Raw genomic sequence first — 19,176 nt, forward strand, 5'->3', positions numbered from 1 at the left:
GGGCCGGGACTCAGTCTCGATTGACGGTGCCGGTGAGGATGCCGCGCGCGAGCGCGTGCGTGAAGCAGCGGATGCCGAGGACCGCGGGCGTCGACGCCGGGTCGAGGTCGAGGCTCGGCACGTCGAGCGCGTGCACGACGAAGACGTAGCGGTGCACGCCCGTGCCGCGCGGCGGTGCCGCGCCGCCGAAGCCGCGATCGCCGTCCTCATTGGCCAGCACCATCGACCCCTCGGGCAGCGGCGGCCCGCCGGGCGTGCCGACGCCGGCGTCGAGGCTCGTGGTCTCGAGCGGCAGGTTCAGCACGGCCCAGTGCCACCAGCCCGACCCGGTCGGCGCGTCGGGATCGAGGCAGGTCACGGCGAAGCCGCGCGTGCGATCGGGGAACCCGCTCCACGACAGCTGCGGCGAGCGGTCGACCCCGCCGGCGCCCTGGCTCCACTGCGGTCGGGCCAGGGGGCCGCCGTCGACGAAGTCGGTGCTCGTCACGGTGAACGAGTCCACGGGGCGGAGCTTCTGCAACGCGTCGTAGGGATCCACGTCGAGCATCTCGAACCTCCTGGTCGGCGACGTCCGGGCGGACGGCCCGGTCGGCGGTCGGGCTCAGGGTACGTCCGACGCGGATGCCGTCGCCCGCGCACACGCCGCGTCGCGGCATCCGCCCAGCCTGCGCCCCTAGGATCTCGGGGTGCCGCTGCCCAAGATCCTGCTGTTCTACGCCTTCACGCCGCTCGCCGACCCCGACGCGATCCGGCTGTGGCAGCGCGACCTCGCCGAGTCGCTCGGGCTGCGCGGGCGCGTGCTCGTCTCGAAGGACGGCCTGAACGGCACGCTCGGCGGCGAGATGGGCGCGCTCAAGCGCTACGTGCGGAAGACCAAGGCGTACGCCGGGTTCCGCGGACTCGATGTCAAGTGGAGCGAGGGCACCGGACTCGATGACGATGGGCGCAGCGTCGACTTCCCGAAGCTCAGCGTCAAAGTGCGCGACGAGATCGTCTCGTTCGGCGCCCCCGGCGAGCTCGTGGTCGACGAGTCGGGCGTGGTTGGCGGCGGCGCGCGGCTCTCGCCGGACGCGCTGCACGCGTTGGTCGCGGAGCGCGGCGACGAGGTCGTCTTCTTCGATGGCCGCAACGCCGTCGAGGCCGCGATCGGACGCTTCCGCGACGCGATCGTGCCGCCCACCGAGACGACCCGAGACTTCGTCGGGCTGCTCGACTCGGGCGCGTACGACCACCTGAAGGGCCGCCCGGTCGTGACCTACTGCACGGGCGGCATCCGCTGCGAGGTGCTCTCGAGCCTCATGGCGAACCGTGGGTTCGGCGAGGTGTACCAGCTCGAGGGCGGCATCGTCCGTTACGGCGAGCGCTTCGGCGACGACGGGCTCTGGGAGGGCTCGCTCTACGTCTTCGACGGCCGCGGGTCGGTCGACTTCAGCGACCACGCCGCCGCCGTCGGCGTCTGCGAGGGCTGCGGCGCGGCGACGAACCGCACGGTGAACTGCACGGATGCCTCCTGCCGGACGCAGCTCTTGCGGTGCGAGGCGTGCACGCCCGCGCAGTGCGTCGAGCACGCGGCATCCGCCGCCTGACCCCGCCCTGCCCTACCGCTCCCGACCTCGACGCCGGGCGCGCGACTGCCGCGCGAAGGCGCGCGCGTCGCGGCTCGAGAGCGCGAGGAGGAGCAGGATGTCGAGCGCGACGGTGACGAACGTCGTCCGCACCGTGACCTCGGCCGAGCCGGTGAACGACTCGATCGCCGTGCCCGTGATGCTGATCGTCGCGAAGAGCATCACCGCGATGCGCGAGAAGTTGCCGCCGGCCCAGATCCGCCAGGCGAACACGGCCTGGATCGCCAGCGCGACCCCGAAGAAGACGACCATCGCGACGAGGGCGCCCCGCGCGATCGCGAGCGAGTCCGGGTCTGCCGACGCGTCGATGCCGAGCTCCTCCCGGAGCACCTGGTCCCACTGGATCGCGACCGCGGCGACCCAGACGATGCCCGCGAGGACGCGGAGGACGACGACCACGACGCCGAACGAGGTCGCGCTCGGCCGGGGCATCCGTCGCACCGGCTCGCGCTCGGCCAGTCGCAGCGGCGATTCGAACGCCGCCCGCTTCGCGACGGGCTCGGTTTCCCCGGCGGGCGAGGCGATGGCGCGCGGGCCGTCGACGGATGCCTCCGCCTCGCCGGTCGCCGAGCGCATCGCCGAGCGCGTCGGCGCGGGCGCGGCCTCTGGCTCGGCCTCGCTCGGTGCGCCGACCCGCACGACGGGCAGGTCGCCGTCGGTGCGGATCGTGTCGCCGCCGCCGTTGCGCGAGTGGTATCCGGTCGAGAAGTCGCGGAGCACCTCGACACGGATGCTCGGATCGGCCTCGACGAGCGTGGCGATGATGTGGTCGCGCTCGACGTCGATGTCGGCGTCGATCTTGTGAGTGACCTGGAGCGTGAACAGCGAGAAGCCCACCGACCGGTCGAACGTGCCCGCCGCCAGCCAGTCGACCCGGCGACCACCGGGCAGGAGCCAGCCGTCGGGAGTCCGCCAGAACCGCACGTGGTGGCGCTTCGCCGGGTTGCCCGCGACCTCCTGCTGGTAGGCGAAGTCCTGCTTCATGCCGAAGAGGAACAACGGACTCACCGGGGCCTCGTCATAGCTGCGTCGAGTGATCGTCGACGTGATGATGCGCCGGCTCGAGGAGAGCGTGACGTCGTCGGCACGCGTCCAGCCGGCGGCCCGCATCGCGGCGTGCAGCGCCTCCTCGTCGCCGTCGAACGCGAGGTTGACGGGGTCGCCGAGCAGTCCGTCGCTCGTACGCGTGCGGCCGATGAAGTAGTCGGGCACGTAGATGGTCGTGAGGATGCGGTGCAGGCGCGGCAGCACGAGGTAGGCGAGCACGAGCCAGAACACCAGGAAGAAGCCGATGCCGGCCCAGCCGAACTCGAACGACTGGTTGAAGATCAGCCACGCGAGCCAGACGGACGCGGCGCCGGCGAAGACGAAGAAGAATCCGTCGAGCAGGCTCGTGAACGACGTGCGCGACGGCAGCGGCGGAGGCGGCTTCTCGTCCGCGACATCCGCCCGCATGCCTGCATGCTAGCGCCGGGCAGCGCGCGGATGGTGCTGCCGCGGTCACTCGCGGACGATCGCGAGCAGGTCGGTCGCCTCGTCCCACGGGTAGGTGTCGCCGCTGTTGCGGAGCACGATCACGGCGCGACGGCTCTCCACGTCCGCGGCCATCGAGACGCAGAACGTCCTCGACCATCCGTAGAAGGCCCGGACCTCGCCCTCGAGGCTCGAATCGACCTCCCAGAAGTAGCCGATCCCCTTCCCCCAGGGCGTGTCCTCGAGTAGGCCGAAGGCCTCGCTGTCCGCGAACTCCCCGGAGAACAGCCCGCGTGCGAGCGCGATGATGTCGTCGATCGTCACGACGACGCCAACGGCGGGCGCGAACGCACCCGGCGCCACCGCACCGCCGCTCGACGAGGTGTTCTTCGGCTTGGCGAGCGCGTCCGGCACGTCCTCCGTCTCCTCGACGAGCACGGCGTCGTCCATGCCCAGCGGGTCGAGCACCCGCTCCTGGAGCAGTTCGGCGTAGTCGCGGTCGGCTGCCGCTGCGAGCGCATTGCCGAGCAGTGCCGCCTGGAGTTCGTTGAACTCGTAGTGCGGCTCGGCGCTGACCGGCGCGGTCTTCGCCGCCTCGAGCATCTCGTCGAGGCTGATCGCCGGCGCCGGCGCCTCCTCGCCACCCGTGCCGCCATCGTCCGTCTCGACCGTGTCGTCGGAGGATTCCGCGGTTCGGCTGTGCCAGACCGTGAGGGGCCCGGTCACCGGCAGCCCGGAGTACTGGGTCGCCAGCGCCCGCAGCGTGACCGATGCGGCGGCGGAGTCCCCGAGGGGCAGGTACTCCCCGACCGGATCGTCCAGCGCGACCTCGCCCCGCTCGATCGCCTCGGCGAGCAGCAGACCCGTGAGGAAGCGCGTGCCCGTGCCCAGCTCGAACATCGTCGACGGATCGGTCGACACGAACGCGGTCCGTACCTCGTCGCCGTCGATCACGGCCATCGCGACGCGATCGGTGCCGTCGCCGAACTTCTCGCGCGCGTATTCGAGCAGTTCCTCATCGCCCGACAGGAGCTGATCGTAGGGCGGGCCGTAGAGGCACCCGGTCATCGCCGCGACCGCTGCGATGACGAGCACGATGCGTGGGTGCGCCACGCGACGACGCGCGGCCATAGGGCGGATGCTACTCCTGCGGCCCCGGCGCGGAAACGCCCGTTCGGGGGTGCACCGCCGCTCCCCGCCGCCCCGCCCGTTCCGCTCAGGCGGGCCGGAAGCCGGACGTCTCGGGCGGCGGCGCGTGCCGGATCATGAGGTGCCGCGTGACCGAGTAGTCGAGCAGCGGCTCGAGCGACATGTCCTTGCCGAAGCCGGAGCCCTTGACCCCGCCGTGCGGGGCCTCCGAGGCGATCGGCAGGTGGTCGTTGACCCACGTGACGCCCACGTCGAGCGACTGGCTGACGCGCATCGCGCGGGCGACGTCCGAGGTCCAGACCGACGACGCGAGCCCGTAGGCGCTGTCGTTGGCGAGGCGGATGCCGTCGGCCTCGCCGTCGAAGGGCAGGGCGACGAGCACGGGCCCGAAGACCTCGCCCTGCACGATCTCCGACGACTGGGCGGCGCCCACGAGGAGGGTGGGTGCGTAGTACGACCCGGTGCGGTCGATCGCGTGGCCGCCGACCAGCGCCTCCGCGCCTTCGGCGACGGCCCGGCTCACGAACCCGTCGACGCGGTCGCGGTGCCCGCGCGAGATGAGCGGGCCGATGTGCGTGTCGGCGTCCATGGGGTCGCCCGCGACGATGCCCGAGAGGGCCTGCCGGAGGGCGGCCACGCCGTCGTCGAACACCGAGCGCTCGAGGTAGACGCGCGTCGCCGCCGTGCAGTCCTGGCCCGTGTTGTACGTCGCGCCGAGTGCGACGGCCTGCGCCATCGCGCCGAGGTCGGCGTCGGCGAACACGATGACGGGCGCCTTGCCGCCGAGCTCGAGGTGCACGCGCTTGACGCCCTCGACGGCGCCGCGCATGACGGCCTTGCCGGTCTGGGTCGAACCGGTGACGCTCACCATGTCGACCTCGCGGTGCGCGACGAGGGCCTGCCCGACCTCGGCGTCGCCGGTGACGACGTTGAAGAGGCCCGCCGGCAGGCCCGCCTCGACGGCGAGTTCGGCGAGGCGGAGGGTCGTGCGCGGGGTCGCGGGCGCGGGCTTCACGATGACGGCGTTGCCCGCGGCGAGCGCGGGCCCCGCCTTCCAGATCGCCATGATGAGCGGGAAGTTCCACGGCGTGATGCCGGCGACGACGCCGACCGGGCGCCGGGTGAGGATCGACGTGTAGCCGTTCGAGAACGAGCCGGCGCCCGTGCCGTCGAGCGAGCGCGCGGCACCGGCGAAGAACCGCAGGTTGTCGATGCCGAACGGCAGCTCGCCGTCGAACGCGGTCGTCCACGGCTTGCCCGAGTCCTCGACCTCGAGCGTCGCGAGGTGCTCGGCGTCGGCCTCGATCGCGTCGGCGAGGCGGAGCAGCGCGAGCGAGCGCTCCCCCGGCGTCTTCGCGGCCCAGGCGGGCTGGGCGGCGCGGGCCGCGGCGGCGGCCTCGTCGACATCGGCGAGGCCCGACTCGCGGTACGCCGCGACCTCCTCCTCGCTCGCGGGGTTCACGATGACGGCGTCGCCGCCCGTGCCGGCGCGGTACTCGCCGATGAAGGTGCCGGTCGTGGTCATGTGCGTGTGCCTTTCGTCGAGGGGATCTCGATACGCCGCTGCGCGGCGACTCGATCACCGGGCTCAGGAGTTGAAGCCGAGGCCGAAGCGGTCGAGCGTGCGCAGCCACAGGTTGCGGCGGCCCTCGTGGGCGTCGGCCGCGAGGATGCTGCGGCGCGTGTACTGGATGATCGGGTTCCGGAACGGCTCCGGTGGAACGGGGAACGGCCGCCGGCGCACGATGTCGTAGCGCAGCCGCGACGTCGGCTCGCCCGCGAGGAGGTCGAGGGCGACATCCGCACTGAATCGGGAGGCGCCGACCCCGAGGCCGGTGTGCCCGACCGCGTAGGCGACCCGACCGCCGCGGGCCGTGCCGTAGGCGGCGGTGAACCGGGTCGTCGAGTCGATCGGGCCGGCCCAGCGGTGCGTGAACCGCACCCCCTCGAGCTGCGGGAACGTCTCTGCGAAGTGCCGCGCGAGCAGCGCGTGCGATCCGCCCTGCTGCTCGTACGCCGCGTCGACGCGGCCGCCGCGGTGGTAGACCGCGTCCCAGCCGCCGAAGAGGATCCGCCCGTCGGAAGTGGGCCGGTAGTAGTGGAACTGGTTGCCCGCGTCGGTGAGCCCCTGCCCCTCCGCCCAGCCGATCGACTCGCGCTGAGCGACGGTGAGCGGCTCGGTCATGAGCACGTGGTCGTAGAGCGGCATGATGTACGACCCGAGTCGGCGCAGCGGCCCCGGGTACGCGGCCGTCGCCACGATCGCCCCGCGCGCGAGCACCTCGCCGTCGTCGGTGCGCACCACGACCCCCGCGCCGGAGCGGTCGATCCCGGTCACGCGCGACCCGTCGTGGATCCGCACGCCGCGCCGCTCGAGCTCGGCCGCCATGCCCCACGCGAGCCGCGCCGGGTCGACGAGCACCGTGCCCGTGCGGTCGCGCAGCCCGGCGAGGTAGGTCGGCGAGTGCACGTCGGCCTGCACCTCGTCGCGCGACTGCAACTCGAGCGCGACGCCGTGGCGGGCACCGAGCTCGGCCGCCTCGCGGAGGCCCGCGACCTGCCATTCCTCGACCGCGAGCGTGGTCTTGCCGACCCGCCGCAGGTCGCAGTCGATGCCCGCCGCCTCGATCGTCGCGACGAGGTCGACGAGGTTCCGCTCGCCCTCCTCGTGCAGCGCGCCGACCTGGTCGGGCCACACCATGGTGCCGTGGGCGAGCCCGTGCGTCAGCGACGACGCCACGAATCCGCCGTTGCGGCCGCTCGCCCCGTAGCCGACCCGCTCGGCCTCGAGCACGACGACGGATGCCGCCTCCCCGCGCTCGAGCGCCCGCCACGCCGCCCACAGGCCCGTGAACCCGGCGCCGACGACGACGAGGTCGGCCTCGTGCCGGCCGGCGAGGGCCGCGCGCGGGGCCGGCGCCTCGGGACGGTCGGTCCAGTAGGGCCGGGGTGCGGCGTCCGAGATCGCCGCGGCCGCGGCATCCGTCATCGAAGGGCTCACTCGGCCCCCGACGCGCCCGAGCCGACGCCGACGCCGGCACCGACCGGGAGCCCGACGCCCGCGATGATCTCGGCGGCCTTCGCGACGCCGTGGCGCGAGCGGATGGCGACGCCCGCCGCCTCGGAACGCGCGCGGAGCGCGTCGTCGGCGAGGATCTCCGTGACCGCGGCGCGGAGCTCGTCGGCCGTGAAGCCGTAGGTGTCGAGGCGGCGGCCGTAACCCTGCTCGTCGACGCGCTGGGCGTTGTCGTACTGGTCCCAGAAGAGCGGCAGCAGGATCATCGGCTTGCCGAAATGCATGGCCTCGGTCGTCGTGTTGTTGCCGCCGTGGGTGATGACGAGGTCGGCGAGCGGCAGGAGCTTGGTCTGCGGCAGGAACTCGGCGCCCCACATGTTGTCGGCGAGCTCGAACTCGTCGTGCAGCGGACCCTTCGAGACGATGACGTTCACGGGCAGCTCGGCGAGCGCGGCGATGACGCGTTGCATGAGCTCGACGTCGGCCGAGCCGAGCGAGCCGAGGCTGAAGTAGACGAGCGGCCGGCTGCCGTCGGTGAACGACGCGGGCAAGTCGGCGGGCGCCTGCTCGGTCTCGCGCACCGAGGAGTCGAGGCGGTGCCAGCTCTCGTCGAGCGGCCGCACGTCGGTGTAGTCGAGTTCCTCGGGGTAGACGTAGAGGTTCGCGTCGCCCGTGTGGATGAACTCGAGGTCGGGCAGCGGCGGCGCGCCCTGCTCCTGCACCCACGCGTTGAAGGACTCCCAGAGCGGGCGGTGCGTGCGCTCGTACTCGGCGCGGAACGCCGCCCAGCCCTCGCGGTCGTCCTTGCCGAGGCCCGAGAACACCGGCGCGATGTCGTCGCCCGGCACCTCGAGCGGGTTGCAGCTCACGATGCGCACGAACGGCACGCCCGCGGTCACGAGCGCGGGGAACGCGAGCACGTTGTCCTCGATGATGACGTCGGGCTGCACGCGGCCGATGATCGCCTTCAGCTGCGGCTCGCAGAACTTCGCGCCGTTGACGAGCTCCTCCCAGATCGGGAGGGTCACGGTCTCGAGCTGCTCGGCGGTCGTCTTCCGGAACTCGGGCGCGACCTCCTTGATGTAGTCCTTCCAGAACTGGCCGGCGTCCTGCTCGGCCTCGTCCTCGCCCTCGGCCGGCTCTGCGGCCGGCGCCAGGTCGACGAGGTCCTCCTCGAAGCCCAGCGCGGTGAGCTTGCCCTGCCACGAGCGCTCCGCGGCGAAGACCACGCGGTGCCCCTGCTTCACCAGCTCGTTGGCGATGCCGATGCAGTTGTTGGTCGGGCCGTAGGCGCTCTCGGGCATGAAGAGGAAGGTGCGGCGAGCGTCGGTCATGGCGACTCCGTTCATCGATTCTTTGCGGCAGGTTATAGAGAATTCAGCACGCCCGAAACCCTGTATTCCAGAGACAGTTCGGGCTAACATTGCGGGGCAGTGCAGACAATCTGTCCGCTCGGGAGGGAGCACCATGGCGAGGCCCAAGCGGCAGGAGGAGCGCCGGAGCCAGCTGGTGGCCGCGGCGCAGCGGGCGATCGCGGCGCACGGCCCCGACGGGGCGCGCCTCAACCGCGTGGCGGAGGAGGCGGGGCTCACCTCCGGCGCGGTGCTGTACTACTACCCCGACATCGACGAGCTCATGTTCGAGGCGAACCGGGCCGGCATGGAGCGCTTCTACGAGGGCCGCGTCCGCATGCTCGAGGGCCTGCCCGACGACCCGGTCGCGCGACTCGTCGCCCTGATCGACTCGGGCCTGCCGAGCGGCTCCGACGACACCGAGGTGCGCCTGCTCTGCGAGCTCGGCGGGTCGGCCGGCCGCAACCCGCTCATGGCGTCGCTGCTCACCACGCTCTACGACCGCCAGGTCGGCATGTACCAGGTCGTGCTCGAGCAGGGCGCCGCGCGCGGGCTGTTCGCGCTCGCGCAGCCGACGCTGGTCATCGCGCGCAACCTCGTCGCGCTGGAGGACGCGTACGGCTATCGCATCGTCGCCAAGCACCCGACGCTCGACCGCGCCGCGGCGGCCGAGCTCCTGCGCGAGTACGCACGCCTGGCGACGGGTCACGCGCTGACGTCCTGAGCTCGGGGCGGGGCGGATGCCTCGGGCGCGCCGGTCGCGGCGGGCGACGCGTCCCCGGTCGCGGCGGTGCCAGCGGCGCCCGCCGCCTCGTCCGTGTCCGCCGCGGTCGCGGCATCCGTCACCGGGATCGCCGTCGTCGGGATCGTCGTGCCGTACGACGGCGGCTGCGACGGATCGCGCGGCACCGCCGTCGCGCGCCCGAACGTCACGCCGACCTCGGCGCCGCGGGCGAGCCGGGTCGCGCCGTGCACGCTCGCGAGGAGCGGCGCCGGGAGCCCGGGGACCTCGACGGAGATCGTCGACGCGCCGCCGAGGAAGTACGTGTCGACGACCGTTCCGCGGAGCCCGCCCGACACCTCGGTGCCGACGGTCACGTCCTCCGGGCGCACGACCGCGGTCGCGGGCGACCCCGCGGCGAGCGCGTGCGATGCGGGCACCGGCCCGATGCCGGGCACGGTCACACCGTCGACCGTCGCCTCGCCGTCGAGCAGGTTGGCGGTGCCGATGAACGCGGCGACGAACCGGGAGGCGGGCTCGGCGTAGAGCTCCTGCGGGCTCGCGAGCTGCTCCAGGCGACCCTCGTTGAGCACCGCGATGCGGTCGGCCATCGACATGGCCTCCTCCTGGTCGTGCGTGACGACGACGAAGGTGAGGCCGACCTCGTGCTGCAGCCGCTTCAACTCGAGCTGCATCGAGGCGCGCACCTGCCGGTCGAGCGCCGACAGCGGCTCGTCGAGGAGCAGCAGCTTCGGTCGCTTGATGATCGCGCGCGCGAGCGCGACGCGCTGCCGCTGACCTCCCGAGAGCTGCGACGGCCGCCGCTTGGCGAGGTGCCCGAGCCTGACGACCTCCATGACCTCGCCGACGCGCGTGCGGATCTCGGCGCGACCGACGCCCTCGGCCTCGAGCCCGTAGGCGATGTTCTTCTCGACCGACAGGTGCGGGAACAGCGCGTAGCTCTGGAACATCATGTTCACGGGCCGCTTGTGGGCGGGCAGCGGCAGCAGGTCGAGCCCGTCGACCGTGATGCGCCCGGCGGCGGGCGTCTCGAAGCCGGCGATCGAGCGCAGCAGCGTGGTCTTGCCGCAGCCCGACGGCCCGAGCAGCGCGAAGAACTCGTTGTGCGCGATGTCGAGCGAGATGTCGTGCAGGGCGACGGTGTCGCCGTACACGGCGCGGACGCCGTCGACGCGGAGCAGGGGTTCGGCGGTCATCGTGAGGTTCCTGTCAGTCGGGTGAGGCGCTGCGCCGAGATCACCGCGACGATGCTCACGAGCAGCAGGAGGGTGGCCAGGGCGTTCACCTCGGGCGTGACGCCGAAGCGCACCATCGAGTAGATGACGATCGGCAGCGTCGGCTGCGTCGGCGCGGTCGTGAAGAACGCGATCACGAACTCGTCGAGCGAGAGCGTGAACGCGAGCAGCGCCCCCGCGACGATGCCGGGCGCGAGCTGCGGCAGCGTGATGCGCAGGAACGTCTTCGCCGGCCCCATGCCGAGGTCGCGCGAGGCCTCCTCGAGGCTCGGGTCGAGGTTCGCCATGCGCGCGAGCACGATCGCCGTGACGAACGCGGTCGCGAACACCCCGTGCGCGAGGATCACCGAGTGCAGCCCGAGCGTGAAGCTCAGCAGCGAGAAGAACGTGAGCAGGCCGATGCCGAGCAGCAGGTCGGGCAGGATCGCCGGCGCGATCGCGAAGGCCCGGATGAGCCCGCCCCGCGTGTAATGGTGGATGCCGTAGGCCAGCAGCGTGCCGAGCACGGTCGCGATGAGCGTCGCCCCGGTCGCCACGATGAGCGTGTTCACGAGCCCCTGCATCATGGCCTCGTCGGCGAAGAGCTCCGGGTACCAGCGCAGCGAGAACCCGGTCCAGACGAACAGGTTGCGCGACTCGTTGAAGCTCATCACGACGACCACGAGGATCGGCAGGTAGAGGAACACGTAGCCGAGCCACAGGGGCACGAGGATGCCGCGGGGCTTGCCGCGACGCGCGCGTGACGTGGCCGGCGCGGGCGCGCCATCCGTCATCGCCGCCGCAGTCTCGCCGGCGCGATCGGTCGCGGGTGCGGTCGTCTCAGCCACGGCGCGGTCCTTCCGTGATGCGACGCGAGACCGCCGCCTGGATCACGATGACGACGACGAGCAGCATCGTGAGCACGAGCGCGAGCGTCGCACCGAACGGCCAGTCGCGCGCCTCGTAGAACTGGTCGCGCACGAGGTTGCCGACCATGACGGTCTTGCCGCCGCCGATGAGCTCGGGGATCACGAAGTTCGACATCGCCGGGACGAAGACGAAGATGCAGCCGGTCAGCGCACCCGGCAGCGACAGCGGCAGCGTGACCGTACGGAACGCGCGCCACGGCGAGGCGCCGAGGTTCGTCGCGGCCTCGCGGAGCGAGGGGTCGAGCTGCTGCAGCGACGCGTAGAGCGGCAGCACCATGAGCGGCAGGTACATGTAGAGCAGCCCGACGACGATCGCCTGCGGGGTGTAGAGCATCGAGATCGGCTCGTCGGTGATCCCGATCGCCTGCAGCCACTGGTTCACGAACCCGGCGTTGTTGAGCAGCAGGATCCACGCGTAGGTGCGGATCAGGAAGTTGGTCCAGAACGGCAGCACGACCGCGATGAGCGCGACCGTCCGCCACTTCGGCGACAGCCCGGCGATCGCGTACGCCATCGGGTAGCCGAGGAGCAGCGCCAGCACCGTGACGATGAACGCGAGCCCGACCGACTGCAGGATGACGCCGACGTAGAGCGGTTCGGCGAGCTTCGCCCAGTTGTCGAGCGTGAACTCGAACACGAGTCCGCCGAAGCGGCCGCGCTTGAAGAACGTGTAGAACGCCAGCAGCCCGACCGGGATCGCCATGAAGACGATGAGGAAGAACACGCCGGGCGCGAGGAACGGTGCGGCGGCGAGCCCCCGCCGGGCGCGCTGGGCGCGCACGGCGGGGGTCGCCTGCGGGGTCGTGGTGGTCACGGCGCTCCGGGTCAGTTGGTCGCGAGGACTTCCGCGTTGAGGTCGACGTACTTCAGCGAGTCCTCGCCGAGGTCGACGATCACCTCCTGCTCGAAGAGCTCGTCGACCGTGATGCCGAGCGTCGGGTACGACTCGATGAGCGCCGGGTCGAGCGCCTCCATGGCGACCTGGTTCGGCACCTTGTAGAGGATGTTCTCGGCGACCCAGGTCTGCACCTCGGGGTCGAGGATGTAGTTGATGAAGGCCATCGCGGCCTCCTTGTTCTCCGAGCTCTTCAGCACCGTCATGGTGTCGACCCAGAGGTCGGCGCCCTCGTCCGGGACGACGAACTTGATGTCGGGGTTCTCGGCGATGCCGTAGTTGCACCAGCCGTCCCATGCCTCGACCATCGCGGCCTCACCGGAGACGAGCTTCGAGTAGAAGGTCGTGTCGTCATAGGCGAGGAGCGTCGGCTTGGTCTCGAGGAGCTGGGCCTTCGCCTCCTCGAGCTCGGCATCGTCGGTGGTGTTCACCGAGTAGCCGGCGGCCTTCAGCGCGGGCAGCGCCAGCCACCGGTCGGTCGAGAGCATCGTGGTCTTGCCGTCGAGCTCGGGCATGGGGTTCAGCAGGTCGTTCCACGACGTCGGGTCGAAGCCCGTGAGGTCGGGGCGGTAGCAGAGACCCGTGGTGCCCCACGCGTAGGGCTCCGAGTAGACGTTGCCCTCGTCGTAGGCGAGCTCGAGCGCCTCGGGGTAGAGGTTCGACTCGTTCGGGACGAGCTCCTTGTCGAGCTCCTGCAGCAGGCCCTGCTCGGCGAGCGCCTGCGCGTACTGGCCCGACACGAACGCGACGTCGATGCCGGGGTCGGAGCTCGCCGTGAGCTTCGCCACCACGTCCTCGTTCGTGGCGTGGTTCACGATCGTCGTCTTCACGCCCGTGGCTTCCTCGAACTTCTCGGCGAGGTCCTCGGGGTAGTAGTCGGCCCAGATCGACACCGTGAGCGTCTGCTCCGAGATGTCGGCGGTGCGGTCGATGTCGGACCCGTCGCCGCTGTCACCGCCGGCGCAGGACGAGAGGACGAGTGCGAGTGCAGCGGTGCCGGCCGCGGCAATGGAGATGCGACGCATGGTGGGCATGAGGTACCTCCTGGGGACGTCGGAAAGGTTGAGGAATTGTTGCACCGGGCATCAAGAAACCGCAATGGTTTCCGGGACGCTCTAGAGCCGGTTTTGCACAGTTGTTACAATCCGGATTCAATGAACTCGTTGCTCATCGGCGAGCGGCCCGAGATCGCCGGCCGCGCGCTCTCCGTCGCGCCCTCCGGCGAGGTCTGGGTCGAAGGCGCCCGGCCCGCGGCGGGTGACGGCATCGCGCGGGCACTCGCGCGGCTCGTCGATCCGACCGTGGCGACGGATGCCGCGGAGCGGGCGATCGCGGTCGACCAGACGAACACCTCGGTCATCGTCGACGAGCGCCTGGTCGTGAAGGTCGTCGGCCGGTGGGCGGCGGCCGACCGCGCCGCACATCTCCTCGCACGGCTGGCCGAGGCGGGGTCGACGGATGTCGCCGGCTACGCCGGCCGCGTCGACTGGGAGCACCCGACGCTCGGCACCTCGACGCTCGCGATCGTCACCGAGTACCTTCCGGGGGCACAGGACGGCTGGGACTGGGCGGTCGACGACGTGGTCGCGCTGCTCGGCGGCGCCGCTGCCTCTGGCGCTGCCGGTGCCTCTGGCGCTGCCGGTGCCGGGGCCGCTGCCGGCTCCGGCTCCGGCTCTTCGCACGACGCCGGCTCGGAGCCGGCCTTCCCGGCGGTGCTCGGCGCCACCGTCGCACGCCTGCACGACGTGCTCGGCGCGCACGCGGTGCCCGCGCCCGACTCGGCTCCGTCCGAGCGCGCGGCGCGCGCCCTCGCGGCGCTCGACGCCGCACTCGAGGCGACCGACCGCTCGACCGGCCCGACGGCCGCGCGCCTGGCGAACCGCGCCGAGGCGCTGCGCCGCGACATCCGCTCGCTCGATGCTGCGTCTCCCGGCCTCGCGTTCGACCTGCACGGCGACCTGCACGTCGGCCAGGTGCTGCGCTCCCCCGGCAGCCCGCCGCGGTACACGGTCATCGACTTCGACGGCGACCCGCAGCAGGGTGCGTCCGAGCGAGGGCGAACGGATGCCGCCGCGCGCGACGTCGCGCACCTGCTGGTGTCGCTCGACCTCGTCGCGGCCGTCGCGCAGAAGCGGCTCGGACGCGCCGAGCCCGCGGCGTTCGCGTGGGCCGACCGCGCGCGCGGCGCGCTGCTCGGGTCGTATCGTGCGACGCTCGTGCGGGGCGACCTGTTCGACCCGGCGCTCGTGCCCGGGCTCGAGGCCGAGCAGCTGGCCGCCGAGCTCACGTACGCCGACCGGTTCCTGCCGCGCTGGCGCTACGCGCCCGATGCCGCGATCACGCACCGCTACCCCTCGACCGACGAGCTTCCGGAGGACCCGTGGACACCGCCGCCTTTCGAGCCGACCTCGACCTGATCCCCGAGTCGCTCGGCCGGCTCGCCGACGCGCTCGACGCGGGGCTCGCGGGCCTCGAACCCCTCGCACTGCTCGGCGCATCCCGGGTGCTCGTCGTCGGCATGGGCTCGAGCCGCTACGCGGCCGACGTCGTCGCCCGCCGCTTCCGCGCCGTCGGCGCGAACATGCTCGTCGAGCTCGCGAGTGTCGAGCTGCTGCCGCCCGCCGCCCCCGACCTCGTCGTCGTCGCGGTCTCCGCCACCGGCGGGAGCGTCGAGGTGCTCCGCGCGATCGAGCGCTACCGCGGAACCGGCCGCCTCGTCGCGATCACGAACCGGGCCGAGTCGCCCCTCGCCGAGGCGGCCGACGTCGTCGTGCCGCTCCACGCCGGCGTCGAGGCGTCGGGCGTCGCGTGCCGCACGTTCCGGGCGACGTTCGCCGTGCTCGACGAGGTGCTCGCCGAGCTCCTCGGCACGGCGCCCGCCGCACGATTCGACGCCGCGGCGCTGCGACGTGGCGCCGACGCGAACGCGGCGCTGCTGAAGTCATCCGCCGACTGGCTCGACCCCCTCGCCGACCTGCTCACCGGACCCGACGGCACGTGGACCCTCGCCCCCGCCGAGCGCCTCTCGAGCGCGCAGCAGTCGGCGCTCATGCTGCGCGAGGTGCCGCGCCTCGGCGCGTTCGCCTCGGAGACCGGCGACTGGTCGCACGTCGACGTCTACCTCACGAAGACGCAGGACTACCGCGCGCTCGTCTTCGCCGGCTCGGCCTGGGACGCGCAGGCCCTCGACTGGATGCACCAGCGCGGCTCGCGCTTCGCCGCCGTCGGCGGCGCGCTCGACGGCGCCGAGCTCACCGTCCGCTACCCGGGCGACGACGACCCGACCGTCGCCGCCCTCGCCGACACCCTCCTCGGCGAACTCGTCGCCGACCGCCGGCTCACGGTGCCCGCGCCGCACGCCCGCCCGGCCGGCTGAGCCGTTCCGGGCCGTCGACGCCCCCGCCGCCGCGAACGGCCGCCGCGACCGCGCGCAGCACCGCGATCGCATTCCGCACCCCGCCCCGGCCCCACCATCGCCCGGGCCCGGCGCCAGCCCTAGCCCCGGCCCCGGGCGGTTGTCGTCGGTTTCGGCGGGTGCGACCGCCGATGCACCCGCCGATACCGACGACGACGTACTTCGCAGGTGCAGGCGGTCCCGCATGCCACCGTGCCGAACCAAGTCCACCGCCGTGCCACCGCTCGGGAGGACCCGGCGTCGGTCATGTCCCTGTTCACACAGACCCGGCGTCGGTCACGTCCCTGTTCACACAGACCCACCGTCATATCGCTGTTCAGACGAGGGAGAAAGGTAGACGGGGAATACTTTTCTCCCTCGTCCTGACGACGATGCGATTCGCCCGGTCGCGCTGGAAAGCGTCCGGGCGGCCCGCCAGACCCGCGAACCCGCGGCCCCGCGAACCGCGAACCGCGACCCGCGAACCGCGAACCGCGACCGAGCGCGCCCCGCAACCCACGAGTCCGCGACCGAGCGCAAGCGGGCGCGAGCCTTCGACGCAGCGCGCGCGTCGCGCGAGAGACGCAGCCCCGCTCAGCGGAAGTACAGCCCCACGGGCGACCCGTCGATCTCGCGCACGTCGATCGGCAGGTCGTAGACCGCCTCGAGCACCTCCGATCGCATGACCGACGCGGGCGGGCCGTCGGCGATCACGCGGCCGTCGCGCATCGCGACGATGCGGTCGGCGTGGGCCGCGGCGAAGTTCAGGTCGTGCAGCACGACCACGACGCGGGTGCCGCGCTCGGCGGCCAGCCGGCGCAGGAGCCGCATGATCTCGACCGCGTGACGGAGGTCGAGGCTGTTGAGCGGCTCGTCGAGCAGCAGGTACCGCGTGTCCTGCGCGAGCGCCATGGCGATGAACGCGCGCTGGCGCTGTCCGCCGGAGAGCTCGTCGAGGAAGCGCTCGGCGAACGGCTCGAGGTCGAGGTACGCGATCGCCTCCTCGATCGCAGCGCGGCCGGCGGCGTCGATGCGGCCGCGCCCGTGCGGGAAGCGCCCGAAGCCGACGAGGTCGCGCACCGTGAGGCGCGCGGTCAGGTGGTTCTCCTGCCGGAGCACCGCGACGAGCCGCGCGAGCACGTCGCCCTTCGTCGCGCCCACGTCGAGGCCGTCGATCTCGATGCGGCCCGAGTCGAGCGGGAGCAGGCGGCCGATGAGCGAGAGCAGCGTCGACTTGCCCGCGCCGTTGGCGCCGATGATCGCGGTCACGCCGACGTCGCCGAGCTCGAGGGCGACGTCGTCGACGACCGCGGTGCGGCCGTAGCGCTTGGTGGCGGATGCGACGGAGATCATCGCACTCCCTTCCTGACGAGCATGAGGATGAACACGATCCCGCCGACGAACTCGATCACGACCGACAGGGCCGTGCCGAGGCCGAGCTGCTCGAGCAGGAACTGGCCGCCGACGAGGCAGATCACGCCGAGCAGCACGGCGGCGGGAAGGGTCGCGGCATGGCGGAAGCTGCCGACGACGAGGTAGGCGAGATTCGCCACGAGCAGGCCGAAGAACGCGACGGGGCCGACGAGCGCCGTCGACACCGACACGAGCACGGCCACCAGCACGAGCACGACGGCGACCGTCCGGCGGTGGTCAACGCCGAGTCCGATCGCGTGGCTCTCGCCGAGCAGCAGCACGTCGAGCCGACGCACGAGCGGCACGGCGACCGCCGTGACCGTGACGACCGCGACCGCCGAGATACCGAGCAGCGTCTCGTCGACGCCCGTGAAGCTGGCGAAGAACGAGTCCTGCAGCACCGCGAACGCAGCCGGATCGAGCATGCGCTGCATGAACGACGACACGCTGCGGAACAGCACGCCGAACACGATGCCGACGAGCACGAGCAGGTGCACGCTGCGCGCCGAGCGGGCGAACACCCACCGGAACAGCAACCCCGAGAAGACCACCATCGCCCCGACCTCGACGAGCCACATGAGGTTCGGGTCGGTCGTCGCGAGCGCTCCCGCGCCGAACGCGAACACCACGACGGTCTGGATCAGCACGTACAGCGCGTCGAACCCCATGATCGCGGGGCTCAGGATCCGGTTGCCCGTGATCGTCTGGAACAACACGGTCGACACCCCGATCGCGACGGCGACGAGCAGCATCGCCGCCACCTTCCGCAGACGGAACGGCACCGCGAAGGCCCACGACCCCTCGATGCCGACGAACACGAACACGGCGACGGATGCCGCGGCGAGCGCCGCGAGCAGTGCGAGCCGCACGCCCGGTCGCGCGAGCGCGACCACGACCCGGTCGCGGGCCCCGCGCCGCGCGAGCGCGTCGGGTGCGGCCGCGGCCCGCGGCATCCGCTCGATCACCGACGGTTCAGTGCGCACGGGACCCCTTCCGGAGGAGCAGCCAGAGGAACAGCGCGGCGCCGACGACGCCGACGACGATCCCGAGCGGGATCTCGTAGGGGAAGCGGATGAGCCGGCCGAGGAGGTCGCACGCGACGACGAAGCCGGCGCCGAGCACCGCGACCCACGGGATGCCGCGACGAACGTCGTCGCCGATGACCATGCTCACGATGTTCGGGACGACGAGGCCCAGGAACGGGATGACGCCCGCCGTGACGACCACGGTCGCGGTGATGACGGCCACGATCGCGAGTCCGCCCGCGAGGACGCGGCCGTGGTGCAGGCCGAGGTTGGTCGCGACGTCGCGACCGAGCCCGACGACGGTGAAGCGGTCGGCGGCGACCCACGCGAGGACGGTCAGCACGAACGCGATCCAGAGCAGCTCGTAGCGGCCGCGGAGGATGCCGGAGAAGTCGCCCGTCATCCACGTGCCGAGCGTCTGCAGGAGGTCGTAGCGGTAGGCGATGAACGTCGTCACGGCACCGATGACGCCGCCGAGCATGATGCCCACGAGCGGCACGAGCACGATCTGCCGCACGGGGATGCGGCGGAGGACCAGCAGGAACAGCCCGGTGCCGGCGAGGGCGAAGACGGCCGCCACGCCCATCTTGCCGATGAGCGGCATGCCGGGCGCGAGGAGGGTGACGGCCAGGAGGCCGAGCGCAGCGGACTCGGCGGTGCCAGTGGTGGACGGCTCGACGAACCGGTTCCGCACGAGCATCTGCATGATGAGCCCGACGATGGCGAGCGACGCGCCGGCGAGCACGAGCGAGATCGTGCGCGGGATGCGGCTCGCGACGAGCAGCCGCGCGGCCTCGCCGTCGGTGCCCTGCGCTAGCAGTGACCCCGGGGTCACGTCGGCGACGCCGACGAAGGTGCTCGCCACGGCGAGCAGCGCCACGCCGACCGCCGCCGGCGCGAGGAGGCGGGCGGCGCCCCGCGAGGGAGGCGCCGCCCGGAGTGCGACGGT

Annotated in this window: 17 protein-coding genes; 4 read left to right on the forward strand and 13 right to left on the reverse strand. The window is 72.3% G+C overall.

The features are described 5' to 3' along the window. Nucleotides 1-10: 10 nt before the first annotated feature. Nucleotides 11-547, reverse strand: a complete 537-nt coding sequence (locus GJ743_RS05720) for a YbhB/YbcL family Raf kinase inhibitor-like protein (protein WP_155050962.1) — start codon at nt 545-547, stop codon at nt 11-13. A gap of 139 nt (nt 548-686) precedes the next feature. Here GJ743_RS05720 and trhO point away from each other — a divergent pair, with 139 nt between their 5' ends. Then, nucleotides 687-1,586 (forward strand): oxygen-dependent tRNA uridine(34) hydroxylase TrhO, encoded by a 900-nt coding sequence (gene trhO, locus GJ743_RS05725; RefSeq protein WP_328288833.1) that lies wholly within the window; start codon nt 687-689, stop codon nt 1,584-1,586. A 12-nt stretch (nt 1,587-1,598) separates the two neighbouring features. Here the strand turns inward: trhO and GJ743_RS05730 are convergent, their stop codons facing one another. The 5 genes from GJ743_RS05730 to GJ743_RS05750 form a co-directional block, all read right to left on the reverse strand. Further along, entirely contained in the window at nt 1,599-3,080 is a 1,482-nt protein-coding gene (locus GJ743_RS05730) for an LssY C-terminal domain-containing protein (RefSeq protein ID WP_155050963.1), read from the reverse strand. A gap of 45 nt (nt 3,081-3,125) precedes the next feature. Then, on the reverse strand, nt 3,126-4,229 hold the full coding sequence (locus tag GJ743_RS05735; protein ID WP_155050964.1) for a serine hydrolase domain-containing protein: 1,104 nt from the start codon (nt 4,227-4,229) through the stop codon (nt 3,126-3,128). Between the two features lie 85 nt (nt 4,230-4,314). Then, a complete protein-coding gene (locus tag GJ743_RS05740) occupies nt 4,315-5,772 on the reverse strand; it encodes an aminobutyraldehyde dehydrogenase (RefSeq protein WP_155050965.1) in 1,458 nt (485 codons plus the stop codon). Between the two features lie 63 nt (nt 5,773-5,835). Further along, the gene (locus tag GJ743_RS05745) at nt 5,836-7,248 is read right to left on the reverse strand and encodes an NAD(P)/FAD-dependent oxidoreductase (protein WP_328288834.1); all 1,413 of its coding nucleotides are present in this window, start codon (nt 7,246-7,248) and stop codon (nt 5,836-5,838) included. Then, nucleotides 7,245-8,597: a glycosyltransferase gene (locus GJ743_RS05750; protein ID WP_155050966.1), complete on the reverse strand. Its 1,353-nt coding sequence runs from the start codon at nt 8,595-8,597 to the stop codon at nt 7,245-7,247. The genes GJ743_RS05745 and GJ743_RS05750 overlap by 4 nt, the downstream gene beginning before the upstream one ends. 133 nt (nt 8,598-8,730) lie before the next feature. Between GJ743_RS05750 and GJ743_RS05755 the strand changes: the two genes are divergently transcribed. Beyond that, a complete protein-coding gene (locus GJ743_RS05755) occupies nt 8,731-9,339 on the forward strand; it encodes a TetR/AcrR family transcriptional regulator (RefSeq protein WP_155050967.1) in 609 nt (202 codons plus the stop codon). On the opposite strand, the gene GJ743_RS05760 is transcribed toward GJ743_RS05755, so the two are convergent. Genes GJ743_RS05760 through GJ743_RS05775 form a run of 4 tightly spaced genes read right to left on the reverse strand, consistent with a single transcriptional unit; the run spans nt 9,321 to nt 13,429 of the window. Continuing rightward, the gene (locus tag GJ743_RS05760; protein WP_155050968.1) at nt 9,321-10,553 is read right to left on the reverse strand and encodes an ABC transporter ATP-binding protein; all 1,233 of its coding nucleotides are present in this window, start codon (nt 10,551-10,553) and stop codon (nt 9,321-9,323) included. The two genes, GJ743_RS05755 and GJ743_RS05760, sit on opposite strands and share 19 nt — an antisense overlap. Continuing rightward, nucleotides 10,550-11,419, reverse strand: a complete 870-nt coding sequence (locus GJ743_RS05765; protein ID WP_328288835.1) for an ABC transporter permease — start codon at nt 11,417-11,419, stop codon at nt 10,550-10,552. The genes GJ743_RS05760 and GJ743_RS05765 overlap by 4 nt, the downstream gene beginning before the upstream one ends. After that, the gene (locus GJ743_RS05770; protein ID WP_328288836.1) at nt 11,412-12,314 is read right to left on the reverse strand and encodes an ABC transporter permease; all 903 of its coding nucleotides are present in this window, start codon (nt 12,312-12,314) and stop codon (nt 11,412-11,414) included. The genes GJ743_RS05765 and GJ743_RS05770 overlap by 8 nt, the downstream gene beginning before the upstream one ends. Before the next feature lie 11 nt (nt 12,315-12,325). Further along, a complete protein-coding gene (locus GJ743_RS05775; RefSeq protein ID WP_230386546.1) occupies nt 12,326-13,429 on the reverse strand; it encodes a polyamine ABC transporter substrate-binding protein in 1,104 nt (367 codons plus the stop codon). Nucleotides 13,430-13,549: 120 nt separating this feature from the next. Here GJ743_RS05775 and GJ743_RS05780 point away from each other — a divergent pair, with 120 nt between their 5' ends. Together GJ743_RS05780 and GJ743_RS05785 are read left to right on the forward strand one after the other, a co-directional pair. Beyond that, nucleotides 13,550-14,812 carry a hypothetical protein gene (locus GJ743_RS05780; protein WP_155050969.1) on the forward strand — a complete coding sequence of 421 codons (1,263 nt, stop codon included), beginning with the start codon at nt 13,550-13,552 and terminating at the stop codon, nt 14,810-14,812. Next, nucleotides 14,776-15,771, forward strand: coding sequence for an SIS domain-containing protein (locus GJ743_RS05785; protein ID WP_328288837.1), 996 nt, complete (start codon nt 14,776-14,778; stop codon nt 15,769-15,771). Before GJ743_RS05780 ends, GJ743_RS05785 begins: the two co-directional genes overlap by 37 nt. A gap of 612 nt (nt 15,772-16,383) precedes the next feature. Here the strand turns inward: GJ743_RS05785 and GJ743_RS05790 are convergent. Genes GJ743_RS05790 through GJ743_RS05800 form a run of 3 tightly spaced genes read right to left on the reverse strand, consistent with a single transcriptional unit; the run spans nt 16,384 to nt 19,107 of the window. Continuing rightward, nucleotides 16,384-17,142 carry an iron ABC transporter ATP-binding protein gene (locus tag GJ743_RS05790; protein WP_155050970.1) on the reverse strand — a complete coding sequence of 253 codons (759 nt, stop codon included), beginning with the start codon at nt 17,140-17,142 and terminating at the stop codon, nt 16,384-16,386. Continuing rightward, the gene (locus tag GJ743_RS05795) at nt 17,139-18,185 is read right to left on the reverse strand and encodes an iron chelate uptake ABC transporter family permease subunit (RefSeq protein WP_328288838.1); all 1,047 of its coding nucleotides are present in this window, start codon (nt 18,183-18,185) and stop codon (nt 17,139-17,141) included. Before GJ743_RS05795 ends, GJ743_RS05790 begins: the two co-directional genes overlap by 4 nt. Next, nucleotides 18,175-19,107 (reverse strand): ABC transporter permease, encoded by a 933-nt coding sequence (locus tag GJ743_RS05800; RefSeq protein ID WP_328288839.1) that lies wholly within the window; start codon nt 19,105-19,107, stop codon nt 18,175-18,177. The genes GJ743_RS05795 and GJ743_RS05800 overlap by 11 nt, the downstream gene beginning before the upstream one ends. Between the last annotated feature and the right edge of the window lie 69 nt (nt 19,108-19,176).

This window comes from Agromyces bracchium (assembly GCF_009709675.1).
GTDB lineage: Bacteria > Actinomycetota > Actinomycetes > Actinomycetales > Microbacteriaceae > Agromyces > Agromyces bracchium.